The organism is Cellulomonas fimi ATCC 484 (assembly GCF_000212695.1).
Lineage (GTDB): Bacteria > Actinomycetota > Actinomycetes > Actinomycetales > Cellulomonadaceae > Cellulomonas > Cellulomonas fimi.
This window is the reverse complement of record NC_015514.1, coordinates 4,135,447-4,150,737: the sequence shown is the minus strand read 5'-3', so window position 1 is coordinate 4,150,737 and position 15,291 is coordinate 4,135,447. Positions and strand designations below refer to the sequence as shown.

Here is a 15,291-nt window from a genome sequence, read left to right as displayed (position 1 = left end):
GGGTGAGCGACGAGGGCCGCGCGGGCGACGAGGTGACCGAGGGCGAGCGGCGGGCCGTCGGCGCGCTGGAGGCGTCCGGGATCGGGTTCGTCGTTACCCGGCACGGGCCCGTCCGCTCGCTCGCGGAGGCGGCCGCGGCCCGCGGGGTCGCCCCGGCCGACGTCGTCAAGACGATCGTGGTGCGGCGCGGCGACGACGACTTCCTGCTCGTCCTCGTCCCGGGTGACCGGACGATCTCGTGGCCGAAGCTGCGCGCCCTGCTCGGGGTGAGCCGCCTGTCGATGCCCGACGCGGCCACCGCCCGGGACGCCACCGGGTACGAGCGGGGCACGATCACGCCGTTCGGGTCGCTGCGCGCGTGGCCCGTGGTCGCCGACGCGCGCGTCCCGGGGCGGGCCGTGTCGATCGGCGCGGGGGCGCACGGGGTGGCGGCGACGGTCGACGGCTCGCAGCTCGTGCGCGCGCTCGGGGCGACGACGGCGGACGTGACGGAGCCGGACGGCGGCTGACCCACGGCGCCGTCGCGTCTGCGCAGGTGGCGCGCGGGACGGTCCCGCGGCGGGAACGTCGACCGGCATCCGGGCGTTGGGACCTCTCGAGTGGCGGTGTCGTCGCCGACGAGTACCGTCATCACGCCGACCGGGCCGAGGTGCCCGGAAGCGCAGAGCTGAGGAGTCATGGAGCTGATCGAGCACACCGCCGCCGCCGGGACGATCCGGGTGGAGGAGCAGGACGGACGCAGCGTCGTCGTCCTCGTGGGGGAGATCGACGCGGCCCTGCGCGACGAGGCGAGCGCGACCATGGGGCGGGCGCTCATCAGCGGCGCGCCGGTGGTGGTCGACACGACGTCCGCGACGTTCATCGACTCGTCCGGCATCGCGTTCGTGCTGCAGCTGCACCTCGCGGCTCGTGAGGCGGGCATCCCGGTGTCGCTGCGGGACCCGCACCGGGTGCTGCGGGACGTCCTGGAGATGATCGGCATGGGCGACGAGCTGCCGGCCGAGGTCCCCGTCGGGGTGCCCGAGCCCGCCTGACCCCTCGGGCCGCCCGTGCGCTCTGCGCACCGTGCGACCGTCGCCGAGCCGTCCACAGACCCCGTGCGACGGTCGCCGAGCCGTCCACAGCCCCCGTGTGACGCGTCCGTCTCCCGACGCTCCGGCGACCCTCGGCCGCCGTGTCGGAGGAGCCGGTTAGCGTCCTGGCCATGCGCATCCTGCACACCTCCGACTGGCACCTCGGTCGGACGCTGCACGGGGTCGACCTCCTCGACCACCAGGCGGCCTACCTCGAGCACCTCGTGGAGGTCGTGCGGGCCGAGCGCGTCGGCGCGGTCGTCGTCGCGGGCGACGTGTACGACCGCGCGATCCCGCCCGTCGAGGCCGTGAACCTCCTGTCGGACACGCTCGCGCGCCTCTCGGAGCACACCACCGTCGTGGTGACCTCCGGCAACCACGACTCCGCGACGCGGCTCGGGTTCGGGTCCGCCCTCATGCGGGAGCGCGTGCGGCTGCGCACCCGCGTCGCAGGCCTCGCCGATCCCGTCGTGCTGGCCGACGACGGCGGCGACGTGCTGGTCTACGGCCTGCCCTACCTGGACCCCGACACCGTGCGCTCCGCGCTCGCGGAGCCGGGCGCGCACGACGGCGAGGCAGTCGTCCCCGCCCGCTCGCACGAGGCCGTGGTCGGAGCCGCGATGCGGCGCGTGCAGGCGGACCTCGCCGCGCGGCCGAGCGCCGCGGGCCGGCGGCCGCGCGCGGTCGTCGCCGCGCACGCGTTCGTGGTCGGCGGGCAGGCCAGCGAGTCGGAGCGGGACCTGCGCGTCGGCGGCGTCGAGCACGTGCCGGCGGGCGTCTTCGCGGGCGTCGACTACGTGGCGCTCGGGCACCTGCACGGGCCGCAGCGGATCAGCGGGCCCGACGGCACCGTCCTGCGCTACTCCGGGTCGCCGCTCGCGTACTCGTTCTCCGAGCTGCGGCACACCAAGTCGACGGCGCTCGTCGACCTGTCCGGCGCCGAGCCCGTCGTCCAGCTCGTCCCCGCACCCGTGCCGCGCCGGCTCAGCGAGGTCACCGGCACCCTGGACGCTCTCCTGGGTGCAGCCGGGGAGGCCCACGTCGACGACTGGGTCCGCGTCACCGTCACCGACGAGCAGCGCCCCGCGGACCTCTACCGCCGCGTCACGCAGCGGTTCCCGCACGCGCTCGTCGTGCAGCACCGTGCGCCGCAGGGCGAGCAGGCAGCCCGCGCGGCCGTGGTCACCGCCGCCGCCGACCCGGTCGAGGTGGGCGCGGACTTCGTGCGGCACGTGACCGGACGGGTCGCGACCGCCGTCGAGGTCGACGTGCTGCGGCGCGCGTACGAGGACGTGCTCGCCGCGGAGCGGAGCGCCTGATGCAGCTGCGGTCGCTCACCGTCCAGGCGCTCGGCCCGTTCGCGGGCCGGCACACCGTCGACTTCGCCGCCCTCGGGGCGTCCGGGCTGTTCCTGCTGGAGGGACCGACCGGGTCCGGCAAGTCGACGCTCATCGACGCGGTCGTCTTCGCGCTGTACGGGAAGGTCGCGTCCGCCGACGCGTCCGACGACCGGCTGCGCTCGGCGTACGCCGCCGACGACGTGCCGACCGTCGTCGACCTGACCTTCGAGGTCGCGTCCGGCGTCTACCGCGTGCGGCGGAGCCCCGGGTACGACCGCCCCAAGAAGCGCGGCACGGGCACCGTGAAGCAGCAGCCCTCGATCACCCTGTGGCGGCTCGGCTCCGACGACCCCGCGGCCGCCGACCCGGACGCGCTGCCCGCAGGCGACGTGCTCTCGACCCGGCTCGACGAGGCCGGTGCGGAGATCCAGCGGGTCGTCGGGCTCGACCGCACCCAGTTCGTGCAGACGGTCGTGCTGCCGCAGGGCGAGTTCGCGCGGTTCCTGCGCGCCAACCCCGAGGACCGCCGCGGGCTGCTGCAGAAGATCTTCGGGACCGAGGTGTACGACCGGATCGGGCGCCGGCTGGTCGAGCTGCGCCGCGAGTCCGCAGCGGCGGTCGAGGCGGCACGCTCGGCCCTCGGGACGGCCGCGGCGCACCTGGTGGGCGCCGCCCGGCTGGACGCCGACGACGCCTCCACCCTGCGTGCCGCGCTGGACGCGGCCGCCGCGGAGGACGCCGCCGACGGCGTCGACGCGGTGCGCGCGGTCCTCGACGGGCTGGGCCGTGACGTCCGCGCGGCGGCGGACCAGGCGCGCGTGCACGCCGAGAACGCGGAGCAGGCCCGGGCAGCGGCGCGGTCCGCGCTCGACGAGGCGACCCGGACCGCCGACCTCGTGCGCCGCCGCGATCGGCTGCGATCCGACCGGGCCGCGCTCGCCGAGGCGGCCCCCGTGCACGAGGAGGCGCAGGCACGCCTCGCGCGAGCCCGCGCCGCGAAGGCCGTCCGGCCCCTGCTGCGGCGCGCGGACGAGGCGACGGTCACGCTCGAGGCGGCCGCGAAGACGCTCGACGCCGCGCTCGACACGGCCCCGGTCGACCTGGCGGACCTGGCCCGGACCGCGTTCGGAGACGCGGCCGGGACGGCGCTCGACCTCGTCCGTGACGACGCGCCGGCACGGCCGTTCCGCGCGTCGGAGGCCCGCAGGGGCCTCGACGCGCAGCGCGAGGCCGACGTCGCGCGCGCCGGGGCCGTCGACCGGCTCGTCGCCGTCGAGGCCGGGCTCGAGGCGCAGCGCCACGAGGTCCGCAACGCCCGCACGACCGTCGAGGACCTGCACGCCGAGATCGCCGTGCACGACACCTGGCTCGCGGGCCGCCCCGACGCGCGGTCGCAGCTCGAGGACGCGCTGCACGGCGCGCGCGAGCTCGCCGGGAGCGTCGAGGGCCGTGCGGCCCGGGTCGCCGCGCTGGAGGAGCTGGGCGCGAACCTGCGGGCGCTCGACGCCGCCCGGGCGGCGCACGACGCGGCGTGCGAGGCGCGCGCCGGGGCGGCGGTCGTGGCACGCGACGCCGTCGCGCACGAGGCGGCACTGCGCACCGCCCGGATCGCCGGGCTCGCGGGCGAGCTGGCTGCCGCGCTGCAGGACGGCGACCCGTGCTCCGTGTGCGGCGCGGTCGAGCACCCCGCGAAGGCGCCGCTCGCACCGGACCACGTCTCCGCCGACGACGTGCGACAGGCCGAGGACGTCCGGGCCGCCGCCGAGGAGGCGCTCCGGGTTGCGGACGCCCGGGTCGCGGAGTGCGCGGAGCGGGTCGCGGGGCTGACCCGCACGTGCGCCGACGCGCTCCCCGACGACGTCGCCGAGCAGCTCGCCGAGGCCCGGGCTGCGCTCGACGCCGCCCGCGCGTCGGCCGCAGACGTCCCCCGGCTGGACCAGGAGCTGCGCGCGCACGACGAGGCCACCCGTCTGCGCTCACGGGAGCGCGCGGAGGCGTCCACCGCGCTCGCCGGAGCCGAGGTCCGCGCCGAGACCCTCGCGCAGGCGCTCGCGTCCGCCGAGGCCGAGGTCGAGGCCGGGCACGACGGGTTCCCGACGGTCGCAGCCCGGCACGCAGCGCTGCGCGAACGGATCACGGCTGCGGCGACGCTCGCGGACGCGCTGCTCGACCTGGAGCACGCCGCCCGGCAGGCGCAGGAGCACCGGACGGAGCTCGCCGGCGCGCTCGCGGATCACGGCTTCCCCGACACCGACGAGGCACGCGACGCCGTGCTCGACCCCGCCGCGCTCGACGAGCTCGTCGCCGGCGTCGAGGCGTACACCGCCGCGGTCGCCGCCGTCACCGCCGGACTGGCCGACGCGGCGCTCGCGGCTCTGCCCGAGCACGTCGACGTCGACCTCGACGCGGCACGGGCCGCCGAGTCGGGTGCCCGCACGGCCGCCGAGCACGCGGCGGGCGAGGCGCGGGTCGCCCTCGACCGGGTCGCTGCCGTCGAGGCCGCCGCGGCCGACGTGCTCGCCGCCGCCGAGTGCGTCGTCGAGCACGCCGCCGCGCACGCCCCCGTCGCCCGGCTCGCCGCGCTCGCCGCCGGGACCGGGGGCGACAACGCGCACGCCCTCTCGCTCGCGACCTACGTCCTGACGCGACGGTTCGAGGACGTCGTGGCGGCCGCGAACGACCGGCTCGCCGGGATGTCCGACGGCCGGTACGAGCTCGTGCGCAGCGACCGCAAGGAGGACGTCACGAGCCGGCGTACGGGGCTGTCGATGCGCGTCGTCGACCATCGGACCGGCCAGGAGCGGGACCCGCGGACCCTGTCCGGCGGGGAGACGTTCTACGTCTCGCTGTGCCTCGCGCTCGGCCTCGCCGACGTCGTGTCCGCCGAGGCCGGCGGCATCGACCTCGGGACGCTGTTCGTCGACGAGGGCTTCGGCTCGCTCGACCCGCACACGCTCGAGCAGGTGCTCACCGAGCTGGGCCGGCTGCGCGCCGGGGGGCGCGTCGTGGGCGTCGTCTCCCACGTCGACACGCTCAAGCAGGCGATCGCCGACCGCATCGAGGTCCGCCCCACGCCGCACGGACCGAGCACCCTCACGGTTCGCGCCGGCTGACACGTCGGCACCGCCGTCGCCGGACGCCGGCCCGAGTGAGCACCCTCACGTGTCGCGCGGGCTGACACGTCGGCACCGCCGTCGCCGGACGTCGGCCCGAGTGAGCACCCTCACGGTTCGCGCCGGCTGACACGTCGGCACCGCCGTCGCCGGACGCCGGCCCGAGCAGGACGGGCGAGTCCGCGACCCACCGAGGGCCCATGACGCGGGCGGCCATGCGGGGGGCGGGCGGTTCTGCCCCCGGTGGCACTCTCACCAGGTCCAGCCGCGGGCGGCGAGCTCCACCTCTTCCCGGAACCGCTCCGCCGGGTCGCCCTTGGGCCGGGGGAGCACCTCGACGCCCGCGAGCCGGCAGGCCTCCGCCAGCAGCTGGTCGTAGGCGAGCTGCGACGCGATGATCCGTTCCGCCCGGGCGAACGTCCGGGGGTCGAGCTCCAGCGAGCGGACGTGGTCGGCGACGGCACCGAGCCGCTCCTGGACCCGGAGCGCGTCGAACGGGTCGGGCGGCTGCGGGCGTTCCGGGCGGATGCGGTGCGCCAGCCGCTCAAGCCGGTCGGCCACCGCCACACGCCACCGCGGCGGCTCGTCCGCACCCGGGAGCAGCGCCCACAGGAGGCTGAAGACGAGCGCCGGTACGAAGAGGACTGCCAGCAGCAATACCCACGACATCGTGAGGTCCTTCGACGGAGCGCGTTCCTCCCAGGCTAGGTCGCCGCTGTGACGCATGCCACACCTTCCGCCGGGGCGATCGCGCCGTCTCACGGGCCGTACGTCACGCGGTCGGTGTGCAGGTCAGCACAGCGCCGCTCGCGTGGTCGGCCGCGGCGCTGACGCCTACGGTGGCCGGGTGATGCCGACACCCGTCCCCGTGCCGCACCCGATGCCCTCGTCTCCGCGTGCGGGCGAGGTGCGCCCGTGAGCGCGCGAGGGGTGGTCGCGTTCGTCTCGACCCTCGTCATGCTCGGTGCGGGCGTCGTCGTCGCGGACCGTGTCGTCGCCGCAGCCGCGGAGCGCCGGGCGGTGACGGCGGTCCAGGAGAACCTCGACGTCACGGGAACCCCGACGGTCACGATCGACGGGTTCCCGTTCCTCACCCAGGTGCTCGCGGGATCGCTCGACCACGTCACCGGGTCGGTGGACGGCGTGACCCTCGAGGGCGGGCTCACCGCCACGGACGTCACGTTCGAGGCCTACGGCGTCACGACCGCGCAGCCCTCGACGGTCAGCTCGGGCACCGTCGAGGGGACGCTCCCCACCGCGTCGGTCGAGCAGGTCGTCGCCGAGCAGACGGACCTCGACGTGACCCTCGCGACGCAGGCCGACGCGATGGTGGCGACCGGGTCGGTGCTCGGCGTCGAGCTCTCCGTCGCGCTCACCCCGCGCGTGCAGGACGGCCGCCTGCTCGTGGACGTCGGCACGGTGTCGCTCGGCGGCCTGACGATCGCGGTCGACGACCTGCCCGACCGGGTCGCGGGGAGCCTGCAGGGCCTCGAGATCCCGGTCGAGGGCCTGCCCGACGGCATGACGCTCGATGCCGTGTCCGTGCAGCCCGAGGGCGTGCGCATCACCGCGACCGGCGAGGACGTCGTCCTCGCGACGACCACCGGCTGACCCCGAGCCGGTCACGCGCCTGCCCGGCCCTGCGGGCGAGCGGGCGTACAGGCGATGCGCAGCCGTGCCCGAGGGGGTGGATGACGCGGTGCCCGCTGCGGACGGGCGCACGTCGGCGAGCGTGCGGATGGTGCGGCGACGGGTGCGCCCGGCCCCACCGGAGCGCCGATGGTGCGGTGCCCCGGTGCGGGCGGTGGGCGACGCGGTGCCGGGCGGTGTCCGAGGCGCCGGTAAGGTCCGGTGCGCACCGCCGCGCGGCGGTCGGGGACGACGAGGAGAGCCGTGGACTGGTGGACCGAGACGTGGCGGTCGGTGACGACCCCCCAGCCCGTGCCCGAGACGGCGGTCGTCGTGCTCAGCGCGGCGCTCGTGCTGGTCGTGCTCGTCGTACCGGTGCTGTGGCACGTCACGCGGCACGCCCTGACGATCGTTCACGAGGCCGGGCACGCCGGCGTCGCCGTGCTCGTCGGGCGGCGCCTGTCGGGCATCCGGGTCCACTCGGACACCTCGGGCCTCACGGTCTCGGTCGGCAAGCCGCGCGGCCCGGGCATGGTGGCGACGGCAGCCGCCGGGTACCCCGCACCCGCCGTGCTCGGCCTCGGCGCGGCGTGGCTGCTGTCCCGCGGGTACGCGGTGGCGCTCCTGTGGGTGCTGGTCGTGGTCGCCGCGCTGGTGCTCGTGCAGATCCGCAACTGGTACGGCCTGTGGTCCGTGCTCGTGAGCGCGGGCGTCCTCGTCGCCGTGACCGTCTGGGGCTCGGCGGCCGTGCAGTCGACGTTCGCGTACCTCCTCACGTGGTTCTTCCTGCTGGGCGCCCCGCGCGCCGTCCTCGAGATGCAGGCCTCCCGGCGGCGGTCGCGTCGGCGTGGTGCTCCCGACCAGTCGGACGCGGGCATCCTCAGCCACCTCACCCACCTGCCCGGCCTGCTGTGGGTCGGGCTGCTGCTGCTCGTGTGCCTCGCCTGCCTCGCCGTCGGCGGTGCATGGCTCGTCGGGCTGCAGCTGGCGTGAGGCGGACACCGCCCGACGCCTGACGGCATCGCCTCGACCCTGCGCGCCGCTGCGCGGCGGGGGCCGGGCGGGCGACGACGCATCCGTCCAGCGCCCGGTCGAGCGCGGCTCGTTCCTCGCTCGACACGCTGAGGCGGTACGCGGCCTTCACGCGCACCTGCCGGACGGCGTACGCGCACCGGTATCCCGGCTCGGGCGGCAGCCACGCGGCCGCGTCGGCGGCGCCCTTGTCCTCGTTCGCGTCGCCGTCGACCGCGAGCAGGTTCGCCGGGTCGTTCGCGAACGCGGTGCGCGCGGCCGTCGACCACCCGGCGGCCCCCGACCTCCAGGCGTCCCCGAGCGCGACGACATGGTCGACCTGCACGTCACGCGAGTCCGGCCCGCGCGCGAAGCGCACGACGCGCCCCGTGTAGGGGTCGTCGAGCCGTCCCGTCAGGATGACGCAGCCCCGGGTCGCGGGGTCCAGGGTCACCTCGGCCAGGTCGCGGCGGAGCACGTCGTTGCGGGTGTCGCACCCGTTGCCGTCGGTGTCGGCCCACGCCTGGCCGAACGCCGACCTCTCGTAGGGTTCGACGGGGTCGCGGCGGCGCACGGTCAGCGTGTCGAGCTCCGTGCGGGCGCGCGCGAGGTCGGCGCCCGTGACCGGGTGCCGTGCCGCCGCCCTCCGGTCGGTCCACAGCGGGGTGCCGGCCCCGACGACGAGGCACACGACGACCACCAGGAGCGCGCGACGGCGTCGGGCCACGTGCGCACGCAGGTCCTGGACGAGAAGGCGGGCGGGAGGCGGTCGGCGGCGCTGGCCGGGACGGGCGGGCATGGCGAGGACCCTGCCGTCGCGGCGCGCCGTGCAGGACCGGTCGCGGGCAGGCCGAGGGACGGCGCCGGCGACGGAGGGGCTGTGGACGGTTCGCGCTGGCCGACGTGCACCCCTTGACCTGGAGTGCACTCGAAGGGCGATCATCGGCGCATGAGCGTCGTCGCGGACCGCGTGAGCCTGAGCATCGCCGAGGCGGCCGAGGCCACCGGCCTCACCGCGCACACCCTGCGCTACTACGAGCGCGACGGGCTGCTGCTCGACAGCGTCGAACGCGCGTCGTCGGGCCACCGCCGGTACACCGACGCGGACCTCGGGTGGATCCGCCTCGTGACGCGGCTGCGTGCGACCGGCATGCCGATCCGGGAGATCCGGCACTACGCCGAGCTCGTGCGCAGCGGCGAGGGCAACGAGGACGCGCGCCTGGCCCTGCTGCGTGCGCACCGTGACCGGGTGCGCGCGCAGCTCGTCGAGGTCGCGACCCACCTGGAGGCCATCGAGGGCAAGATCGCGGTCTACGAGGGCACCGCCGACAGCTGCACCTCCGCCTGACGCCCGCATCGGCCGCCCGCCCGCACCCCGGCACGGCCCCCGGACCCACGCCTTTGCGTACTCCCGCCCGGCCCAGCCGGACCCGCGCGCGGCCCTGCGTCCTCCCGCCTGGCCCGCCGGACCTGCGCGCGGCCCTGCGTGCTCCCGCCCGGCCCGCCGGACCTGCGCGCGGCCCTGCGTACTCCCGCCGGGCCCCGCCGGACCCACGCACGGCCCTCCGTATCCCGCACGGCCCCGCCCAAGGCCCGCACGCCACCTCCACCCCGCGTCGGGAGAGCGCCTCTAGGGTCGACGCGTGCCCGCCCGCAGACGTCCCGTCGTCGCCCTGGTCGCGCTCGTCGTCGTCGCGGCGGGCCTCGCCGTCGCGACGCTCGCCGACGGGCCGCTCGCGGACCCGGCGGGCGACGCTCTCTACGCCGTGCTCGTCTACGCGCTCCTCGTGCTCGTGGCGCCCCGCACGCGCCCGGCCCGTGCGGCGCTCGTCGCTGCCGCCGTGTGCGCGCTCGTCGAGGTCGCGCAGCTCACGGGCGGTCCCGCGGCGCTCGTGGCGGCCGTGCCGCCCGCGCGGTTCGTGGTCGGCACGACGTTCGTCGCGGCGGACCTGGTCGCCTACGCGGTCGGCGCGTCGGTCGCGGGCCTCGCCGACGCAGCCGTGCTGCGCCGCCGCTCCGCCAGCTCGCGCGGTGGCTCGGCACGGGCCGGCCGCGAGGCCGCCGTCCCGCCCGGTGATGTGGCGGGCGTCTCAGCCGTCCACAGCCCTTACGGTATGGAGCCCTGACCACAGGGGACCTACGTCAGGGTGCCGACCGGGGCCCGGAACGGCATGCTGGCGCGGGTCACGGGACGCCGAGGAAGGGCACGACGATGACCGCTCCGACGAGCATCTTCCGGCGCAAGTCCGTCGAGGACTCACTGGCTGCCGCCGACGATCCCGACCGGCACCTGCGCCGCAGCCTCACCGCGTGGGACCTGGCGGTCCTGGGTGTCGCGGTCGCCGTCGGTGCGGGCATCTTCTCGGTCGGCGCGACGGCCGCCGCGAACTACGCCGGCCCGTCCGTCATCGTCTCGTTCATCATCGCCTCGATCGTGTGCGGGCTCGCGATCATGTGCTACGCCGAGTTCGCCTCGACGCTGCCCGTCGCCGGGTCCGCGTACACGTTCTCGTACGCGTCGATGGGCGAGTTCGTCGCCTGGATCATCGGCTGGGACCTGATCCTCGAGATGCTGCTCGCCGCGGCGGTGATCGCGAAGTTCTGGGGCGTGTACCTCGCGGACGCGTTCGGCCTGTTCGGGATCGACGTGGCGACGACGCTGCACCTCGGCCCGGTCGACGTCGAGTGGGGACCGGTCGTCATCGTGGCGGTGTTCACCACGCTCCTGGCGATCGGCACGAAGCTCAGCACGCGCGTGAACAGCGTGTTCACGATCATCAAGGTCGGCATCACGCTGTTCGTGATCGTCGCCGGCTTCTTCTACGTGGACAAGGCGAACTACACGCCGTTCGTGCCGCCGGCCCAGCCCGCGGAGGGCGCCACGGCGCTCGACCAGCCGCTGTCGGCGTTCCTCCTCGGGTTCGAGCCGACGACGTACGGCGTCGTCGGCATCCTCTCCGGCGCCGCGCTCGTGTTCTTCGCGTTCATCGGCTTCGACGTCGTCGCGACGACGGCCGAGGAGGCGCACGAGCCGCAGCGGACCATCCCGCGCGGCATCCTCGGCGGCCTCGCGGTCGTGACGGTGCTGTACATCCTCGTGACGGTCGTCGTCACCGGCATGGTGTCCTACACCGAGCTCGCGGAGTCCGGGTCGCCGTCGTTGACCACGGCGTTCGTGCTGGTCGGGGCCGACTGGGCCGGCCGCATCATCAGCGTCGGAATCCTCGTCGGGCTGACGTCCGTGCTCATGGTGCTGCTGCTCGGGCTGACCCGCGTGGTGTTCGCGATGAGCCGCGACGGGCTGCTGCCGCGCGGCATGTCCCGGACCTCCCCGCGGTTCCGCACCCCGGTCCGCCTGCAGGTGGGTGCCGGCATCGTCGTGGCTCTCATCGCGGGCCTGTCCGAGGTCGAGCTGCTCGAGGAGATGATCAACATCGGCACGCTGTCCGCGTTCGTGCTGGTGAGCTTCGGCGTCCCGATCCTGCGGCGGCGCCGTCCCGACCTCACGCGGGGCTTCACCGTCCCGTGGTCGCCCGCGCTCCCGATCATCTCCGGCGTCGCGTGCCTGTGGCTCATGCTCAACCTGACGACGCTCACCTGGGCCCGGTTCGCCGTCTGGCTCGCGATCGGCGTCGTCATCTACGCCGTGTACTCCTACCGGCACTCCGTCGCCGGCAAGCAGGTGGAGGTCGCTGCCCAGGAGTGACCGCGGGCCCGCAGCGAGCGACCCCGTGCCGTCGTGCGACGTGCCGTCTCCGACGAGCCCACGCGGGACGTGCCGGTGCCCGGCGCCCTACCCCACGTGCCCCACGTGCGCTGACGGCGAGCGGCACGCCGGACGCGCGATGCTGGGCGGCCGCCCCGTCCGCTAGCGTGACGCCCGCCGCGCGTCCGGACGACATCCTCGCGACGTTCTCCACGGTCAACGCGGCCCGCTCGCGCCTCAACGGCTTCGCGAACGAGCTCCTCGGGTCCGTCGTGCTGTTCTCGTGCGCCCTCGGGCTCGTGCACTCGCCGCTCACCGCGAACGAGCCCGGCGTCGCGCACGTCGCCATCGGGTTCCTCGTGTGGGGACTCGTCGCGGGCCTCGGCGGCCCGACCGGCCCCGCCCTCAACCCCGCGCGCGACCTCGGACCGCGCCTCGTGCACGCGCTGCTGCCGCTCAAGCACAAGGGCGGGTCCGACTGGCGCTACTCGTGGGTGCCGGTCGCCGCGCCGATCCTCGGCGGGCTCATCGGCGTCGGCGGCTGGAAGCTCCTGCTCGGCTGACCGACTGACCGACTGACCGGCGGCTCGACTGACCGACTGACCGGGGTCAGTCCTCGACCGGGGTGAGGACGAACACGGGGATGAGGCGGTCCGTCTTCGTCTGGTACTCGGCGTACGCCGGCCAGACCTCGAGCGCCCGCGCCCACCACTCGTCGCGCTCGGCGCCCGACACCTCGCGCGCCTCGTAGTCCTTCCTCACGGCCCCGTCCTGGAGCTCGACGTGGGGGTGCGCGACGAGGTTGTGGTACCAGGCCGGGTTCTCGGGCGTGCCGCCCTTCGACGCGACCACGGCGTACCGGCCCTCGTGCTCGACGCGCATGAGCGCGTTCTTGCGGAGCTTGCCGCTGGTCGCCCCGACGGACGTCAGGACGATCACGGGCTTTCCCTGCAGCGTGTTGCCCTCACGGCCGTCGGTGGCCTCGAAGAGCTCGGCCTGCTTACGGGCCCACTCGGACGTGCTGGGTGCGTACTCACCGGTCAGAGGCATGTCGCCCCCAACCACCGTCGCCCGCGCGCCATTCCCATCAGCGGGTCCGCTTCTGGTCGTCGAGGAAGTCCTTCGCCTTCGCGACGACCTGGTCGACCTTCGCGTCGGTGCCGGCGTCCGTCCGCGTCTTGAGCGCGTCGGCCGCCTTGTCGAGCGCGTCCTTCGCCTGGTCCTCGCGTCCCTCGAGCGCGCCCTTCGCCTTGCTGACGAGGTCGTCGATGCCCACGGTGTCCTCCTCGGGGTGGCCGGCGGTGCGGTCGCCGCCGGGTCAACGGCCAGTGTGCGGGTACCGGGGCGGTGCCGCGCGCCGACCGGGCCGCCGATCACGGTGCCGTCGACCGGGCCGCCGATCCGTGCCGTCGACCGGGACGCCGAGCACCGCGCCGTCGACCGCGCGACCGGTCACCGTGCCGTCGACCGGGGCGCCGAGCACCGCGCCGTCGACGGTGGCCCTCGACCACCAGGTCGCCAGGCACCGGGCCGTCGAGGAACCGACGGACGAACGGACGACCGCAGATGCCCGGCCGTCCGGGGTGGGCGAGGCGGGCGGGGCGTCCTAGCCTGGGAGGCGAGGTGAGCGCACATGCACGCTGAGGTGGGAGACAAGGTCGTCGTCCACGGCCGGACCGTGGGGACGGCGGACCGCTGCGGGACGGTCGTCGAGGCGCGGGGGGCCGACGGGCCGTACCTCGTGCGGTTCGACGACGGGCACGAGTCGCTCGTGTTCCCGGGGCCGGACGTGTCGGTGGAGTCGCACGCGTCCTGAGCGGCGGCGGGCAGACTGCCGGGGCGGCCGACGAGGGACGTCGCGACGGCCGGGCGGGGCATCCGGCGCCGACCGGGGACGTCGGCGTGCGGCCGGCACCAGCACCGGCGCCGGCCGAGGTCAGTCGGAGGCGGTCGCCGGTCCGCGCGCGGACGGCGCCCGGCGCGCGTCACTGGGGTGGTCCGTCGTCGGCGTGCTGCCCGGGATCAGCGCGGCGCCCACGGCGAGCACGACCGCGGCGGCGACGACGCCGACCAGGCCCACGGTGACCGCGTGCTGGAACCGTGCGGGGTCGGACGTCGCGTCGGTGCCGTGCATGAGCCCGTTGACGACGGCGCCGAGCACCGCCACCCCCACCGCGCTGCCCAGCGACCGGGCGAACGCGTTGGCCCCGGTCACGACGCCGCGGTCGCCCCACCCGACGCTCGCCTGCGCGGCGATGAGCGTGGGGGACGCGGCCAGACCCATCCCGGCGCCGACGACGAAGCAGCACGCACCGACGGCGAGCACGGACGGGCGCGTCGCGACGACGACGAGCGCGACGGTGCCGACGAGCACGAGCGCGGCACCGGCGAGCGCGGTCGCCCGGAACCCGAACCGCAGGTACAGGCGCCCGGACTGGGACGCCGAGATGGGCCAGCCGAGGGTCAGGGCGGCGAGCGTCAGGCCGGAGACGATCGGGCTCGCGTCGAGCAGCGCCTCGAGGAACGTCGGCACGTAGGAGGACAGGCCGACGAGAACGGCGCCTACCGCGAGGCCGACGAGCAGGGCGGCGACGAGCAGCCGACGCCGGAACACCCACAGCGGCAGGACGGGCTCGACGGCGCGGCGCTCGACGAGCACGAACGCGCCGAGCAGCGCGGCGGCGAGGCCGAGCGAGCCGAGCCCGGGCACGGAGACCCACGGCCATGCGTGCCCGCCCTCCAGCAGCCCGAGGACGAGGAGCGTCAGGCCGACGGTGAGGAGCGCGCCCCCGGTCCAGTCGATGCGGTGCGTGGTGCGGGCGACGGACTCGCGCAGGTGCCGCACGAGCAGCCACGCGGCCCACACGCACAGCGGCACGTTGACCCAGAAGATCCACCGCCACGACGCGTACTCGGAGAAGAGGCCGCCGAGCGTGGGCCCGACGACGGACGACGCGGCCCAGACGGCGGCGATGTACGCCTGCGCCTTGGCGCGCTCGGCGACGGTGTAGATGTCGCCCGCGATCGTGATCGCCATGGGCTGCACCGCCCCGGCGCCCAGCCCCTGCACGGCGCGTGCGACGACGAGCGCCGGCATGCTCCACGCGAACCCGCAGAGCACCGACCCGAGCAGGAACAGCCCGATGCCGACGAGCACGACGGGCAGCCGCCCGACGGTGTCCGCGAGCTTGGAGTAGATCGGGACGCTCACCGCCTGCGTGAGCAGGTACACCGAGAACAGCCACGGGAACGTCTCGAAGCCGCCGAGCTCGCCGACGATGGTCGGGACCGCGGTGGCGAGGATCGTGGCGTCGATGGCGACGAGGCCGGTCGTCACCATGAGCGCGAGGAGGATCGGGCCGCGTTCGGAGCGCAGCCCCACGGCGGCGCGTGTGACGTCGCCGGCGCCGGTGCTCGTG

16 protein-coding genes are annotated in these 15,291 nt (G+C 75.7%); 11 read left to right on the top strand and 5 right to left on the bottom strand.

The annotated features are described in order from the left end of the window. Positions 1–2 precede the first annotated feature (2 nt). The 4 genes from CELF_RS18755 (at position 3) to CELF_RS18740 (ending at position 5,526) form a co-directional block, all read left to right on the top strand. On the top strand, positions 3–509 hold the full coding sequence (locus CELF_RS18755; protein ID WP_013772841.1) for an aminoacyl-tRNA deacylase: 507 nt from the start codon (positions 3–5) through the stop codon (positions 507–509). Between the two features lie 168 nt (positions 510–677). After that, on the top strand, positions 678–1,034 hold the full coding sequence (locus CELF_RS18750; RefSeq protein ID WP_013772840.1) for an STAS domain-containing protein: 357 nt from the start codon (positions 678–680) through the stop codon (positions 1,032–1,034). Positions 1,035–1,204: 170 nt separating this feature from the next. Further along, positions 1,205–2,392, top strand: a complete 1,188-nt coding sequence (locus CELF_RS18745; RefSeq protein ID WP_041553624.1) for an exonuclease SbcCD subunit D — start codon at positions 1,205–1,207, stop codon at positions 2,390–2,392. Beyond that, entirely contained in the window at positions 2,392–5,526 is a 3,135-nt protein-coding gene (locus CELF_RS18740) for an AAA family ATPase (RefSeq protein ID WP_013772838.1), read from the top strand. The genes CELF_RS18745 and CELF_RS18740 overlap by 1 nt, the downstream gene beginning before the upstream one ends. Positions 5,527–5,778: 252 nt before the next feature. Here the strand turns inward: CELF_RS18740 and CELF_RS18735 are convergent, their stop codons facing one another. Beyond that, a complete protein-coding gene (locus CELF_RS18735) occupies positions 5,779–6,195 on the bottom strand; it encodes a hypothetical protein (RefSeq protein ID WP_013772837.1) in 417 nt (138 codons plus the stop codon). Between the two features lie 246 nt (positions 6,196–6,441). Here CELF_RS18735 and CELF_RS18730 point away from each other — a divergent pair, with 246 nt between their 5' ends. Together CELF_RS18730 and CELF_RS18725 are read left to right on the top strand one after the other, a co-directional pair. Continuing rightward, entirely contained in the window at positions 6,442–7,137 is a 696-nt protein-coding gene (locus CELF_RS18730) for an LmeA family phospholipid-binding protein (protein WP_013772836.1), read from the top strand. 282 nt (positions 7,138–7,419) lie between these two features. Continuing rightward, positions 7,420–8,148, top strand: a complete 729-nt coding sequence (locus tag CELF_RS18725; protein ID WP_013772835.1) for a M50 family metallopeptidase — start codon at positions 7,420–7,422, stop codon at positions 8,146–8,148. Here the strand turns inward: CELF_RS18725 and CELF_RS19800 are convergent. Then, on the bottom strand, positions 8,045–8,965 hold the full coding sequence (locus tag CELF_RS19800) for an HNH endonuclease family protein (RefSeq protein WP_013772834.1): 921 nt from the start codon (positions 8,963–8,965) through the stop codon (positions 8,045–8,047). The genes CELF_RS18725 and CELF_RS19800 overlap by 104 nt on opposite strands. Before the next feature lie 150 nt (positions 8,966–9,115). Here CELF_RS19800 and CELF_RS18715 point away from each other — a divergent pair, with 150 nt between their 5' ends. From CELF_RS18715 to CELF_RS21285, 4 genes are all read left to right on the top strand, one after another. Beyond that, on the top strand, positions 9,116–9,514 hold the full coding sequence (locus CELF_RS18715; protein ID WP_013772833.1) for a MerR family transcriptional regulator: 399 nt from the start codon (positions 9,116–9,118) through the stop codon (positions 9,512–9,514). A 295-nt stretch (positions 9,515–9,809) separates the two neighbouring features. Continuing rightward, positions 9,810–10,292, top strand: a complete 483-nt coding sequence (locus CELF_RS18710; RefSeq protein WP_013772832.1) for a DUF2809 domain-containing protein — start codon at positions 9,810–9,812, stop codon at positions 10,290–10,292. An 86-nt stretch (positions 10,293–10,378) separates the two neighbouring features. Beyond that, positions 10,379–11,872, top strand: coding sequence for an amino acid permease (locus CELF_RS18705; RefSeq protein ID WP_013772831.1), 1,494 nt, complete (start codon positions 10,379–10,381; stop codon positions 11,870–11,872). A 167-nt stretch (positions 11,873–12,039) separates the two neighbouring features. Next, the gene (locus CELF_RS21285) at positions 12,040–12,435 is read left to right on the top strand and encodes an MIP/aquaporin family protein (RefSeq protein ID WP_376698486.1); all 396 of its coding nucleotides are present in this window, start codon (positions 12,040–12,042) and stop codon (positions 12,433–12,435) included. A gap of 46 nt (positions 12,436–12,481) precedes the next feature. Here the strand turns inward: CELF_RS21285 and CELF_RS18695 are convergent, their stop codons facing one another. Both CELF_RS18695 and CELF_RS18690 read right to left on the bottom strand, forming a co-directional pair. Beyond that, complete coding sequence (locus CELF_RS18695; protein WP_013772830.1) at positions 12,482–12,922, bottom strand: nitroreductase family deazaflavin-dependent oxidoreductase; 441 nt, start codon at positions 12,920–12,922, stop codon at positions 12,482–12,484. A 37-nt stretch (positions 12,923–12,959) separates the two neighbouring features. Next, positions 12,960–13,148, bottom strand: a complete 189-nt coding sequence (locus CELF_RS18690; RefSeq protein ID WP_013772829.1) for an antitoxin — start codon at positions 13,146–13,148, stop codon at positions 12,960–12,962. A gap of 357 nt (positions 13,149–13,505) precedes the next feature. Between CELF_RS18690 and CELF_RS18680 the strand changes: the two genes are divergently transcribed. Beyond that, entirely contained in the window at positions 13,506–13,688 is a 183-nt protein-coding gene (locus CELF_RS18680) for a DUF1918 domain-containing protein (protein WP_013772828.1), read from the top strand. A 120-nt stretch (positions 13,689–13,808) separates the two neighbouring features. On the opposite strand, the gene CELF_RS18675 is transcribed toward CELF_RS18680, so the two are convergent. Beyond that, complete coding sequence (locus tag CELF_RS18675; protein WP_126298220.1) at positions 13,809–15,212, bottom strand: MFS transporter; 1,404 nt, start codon at positions 15,210–15,212, stop codon at positions 13,809–13,811. Between the last annotated feature and the right edge of the window lie 79 nt (positions 15,213–15,291).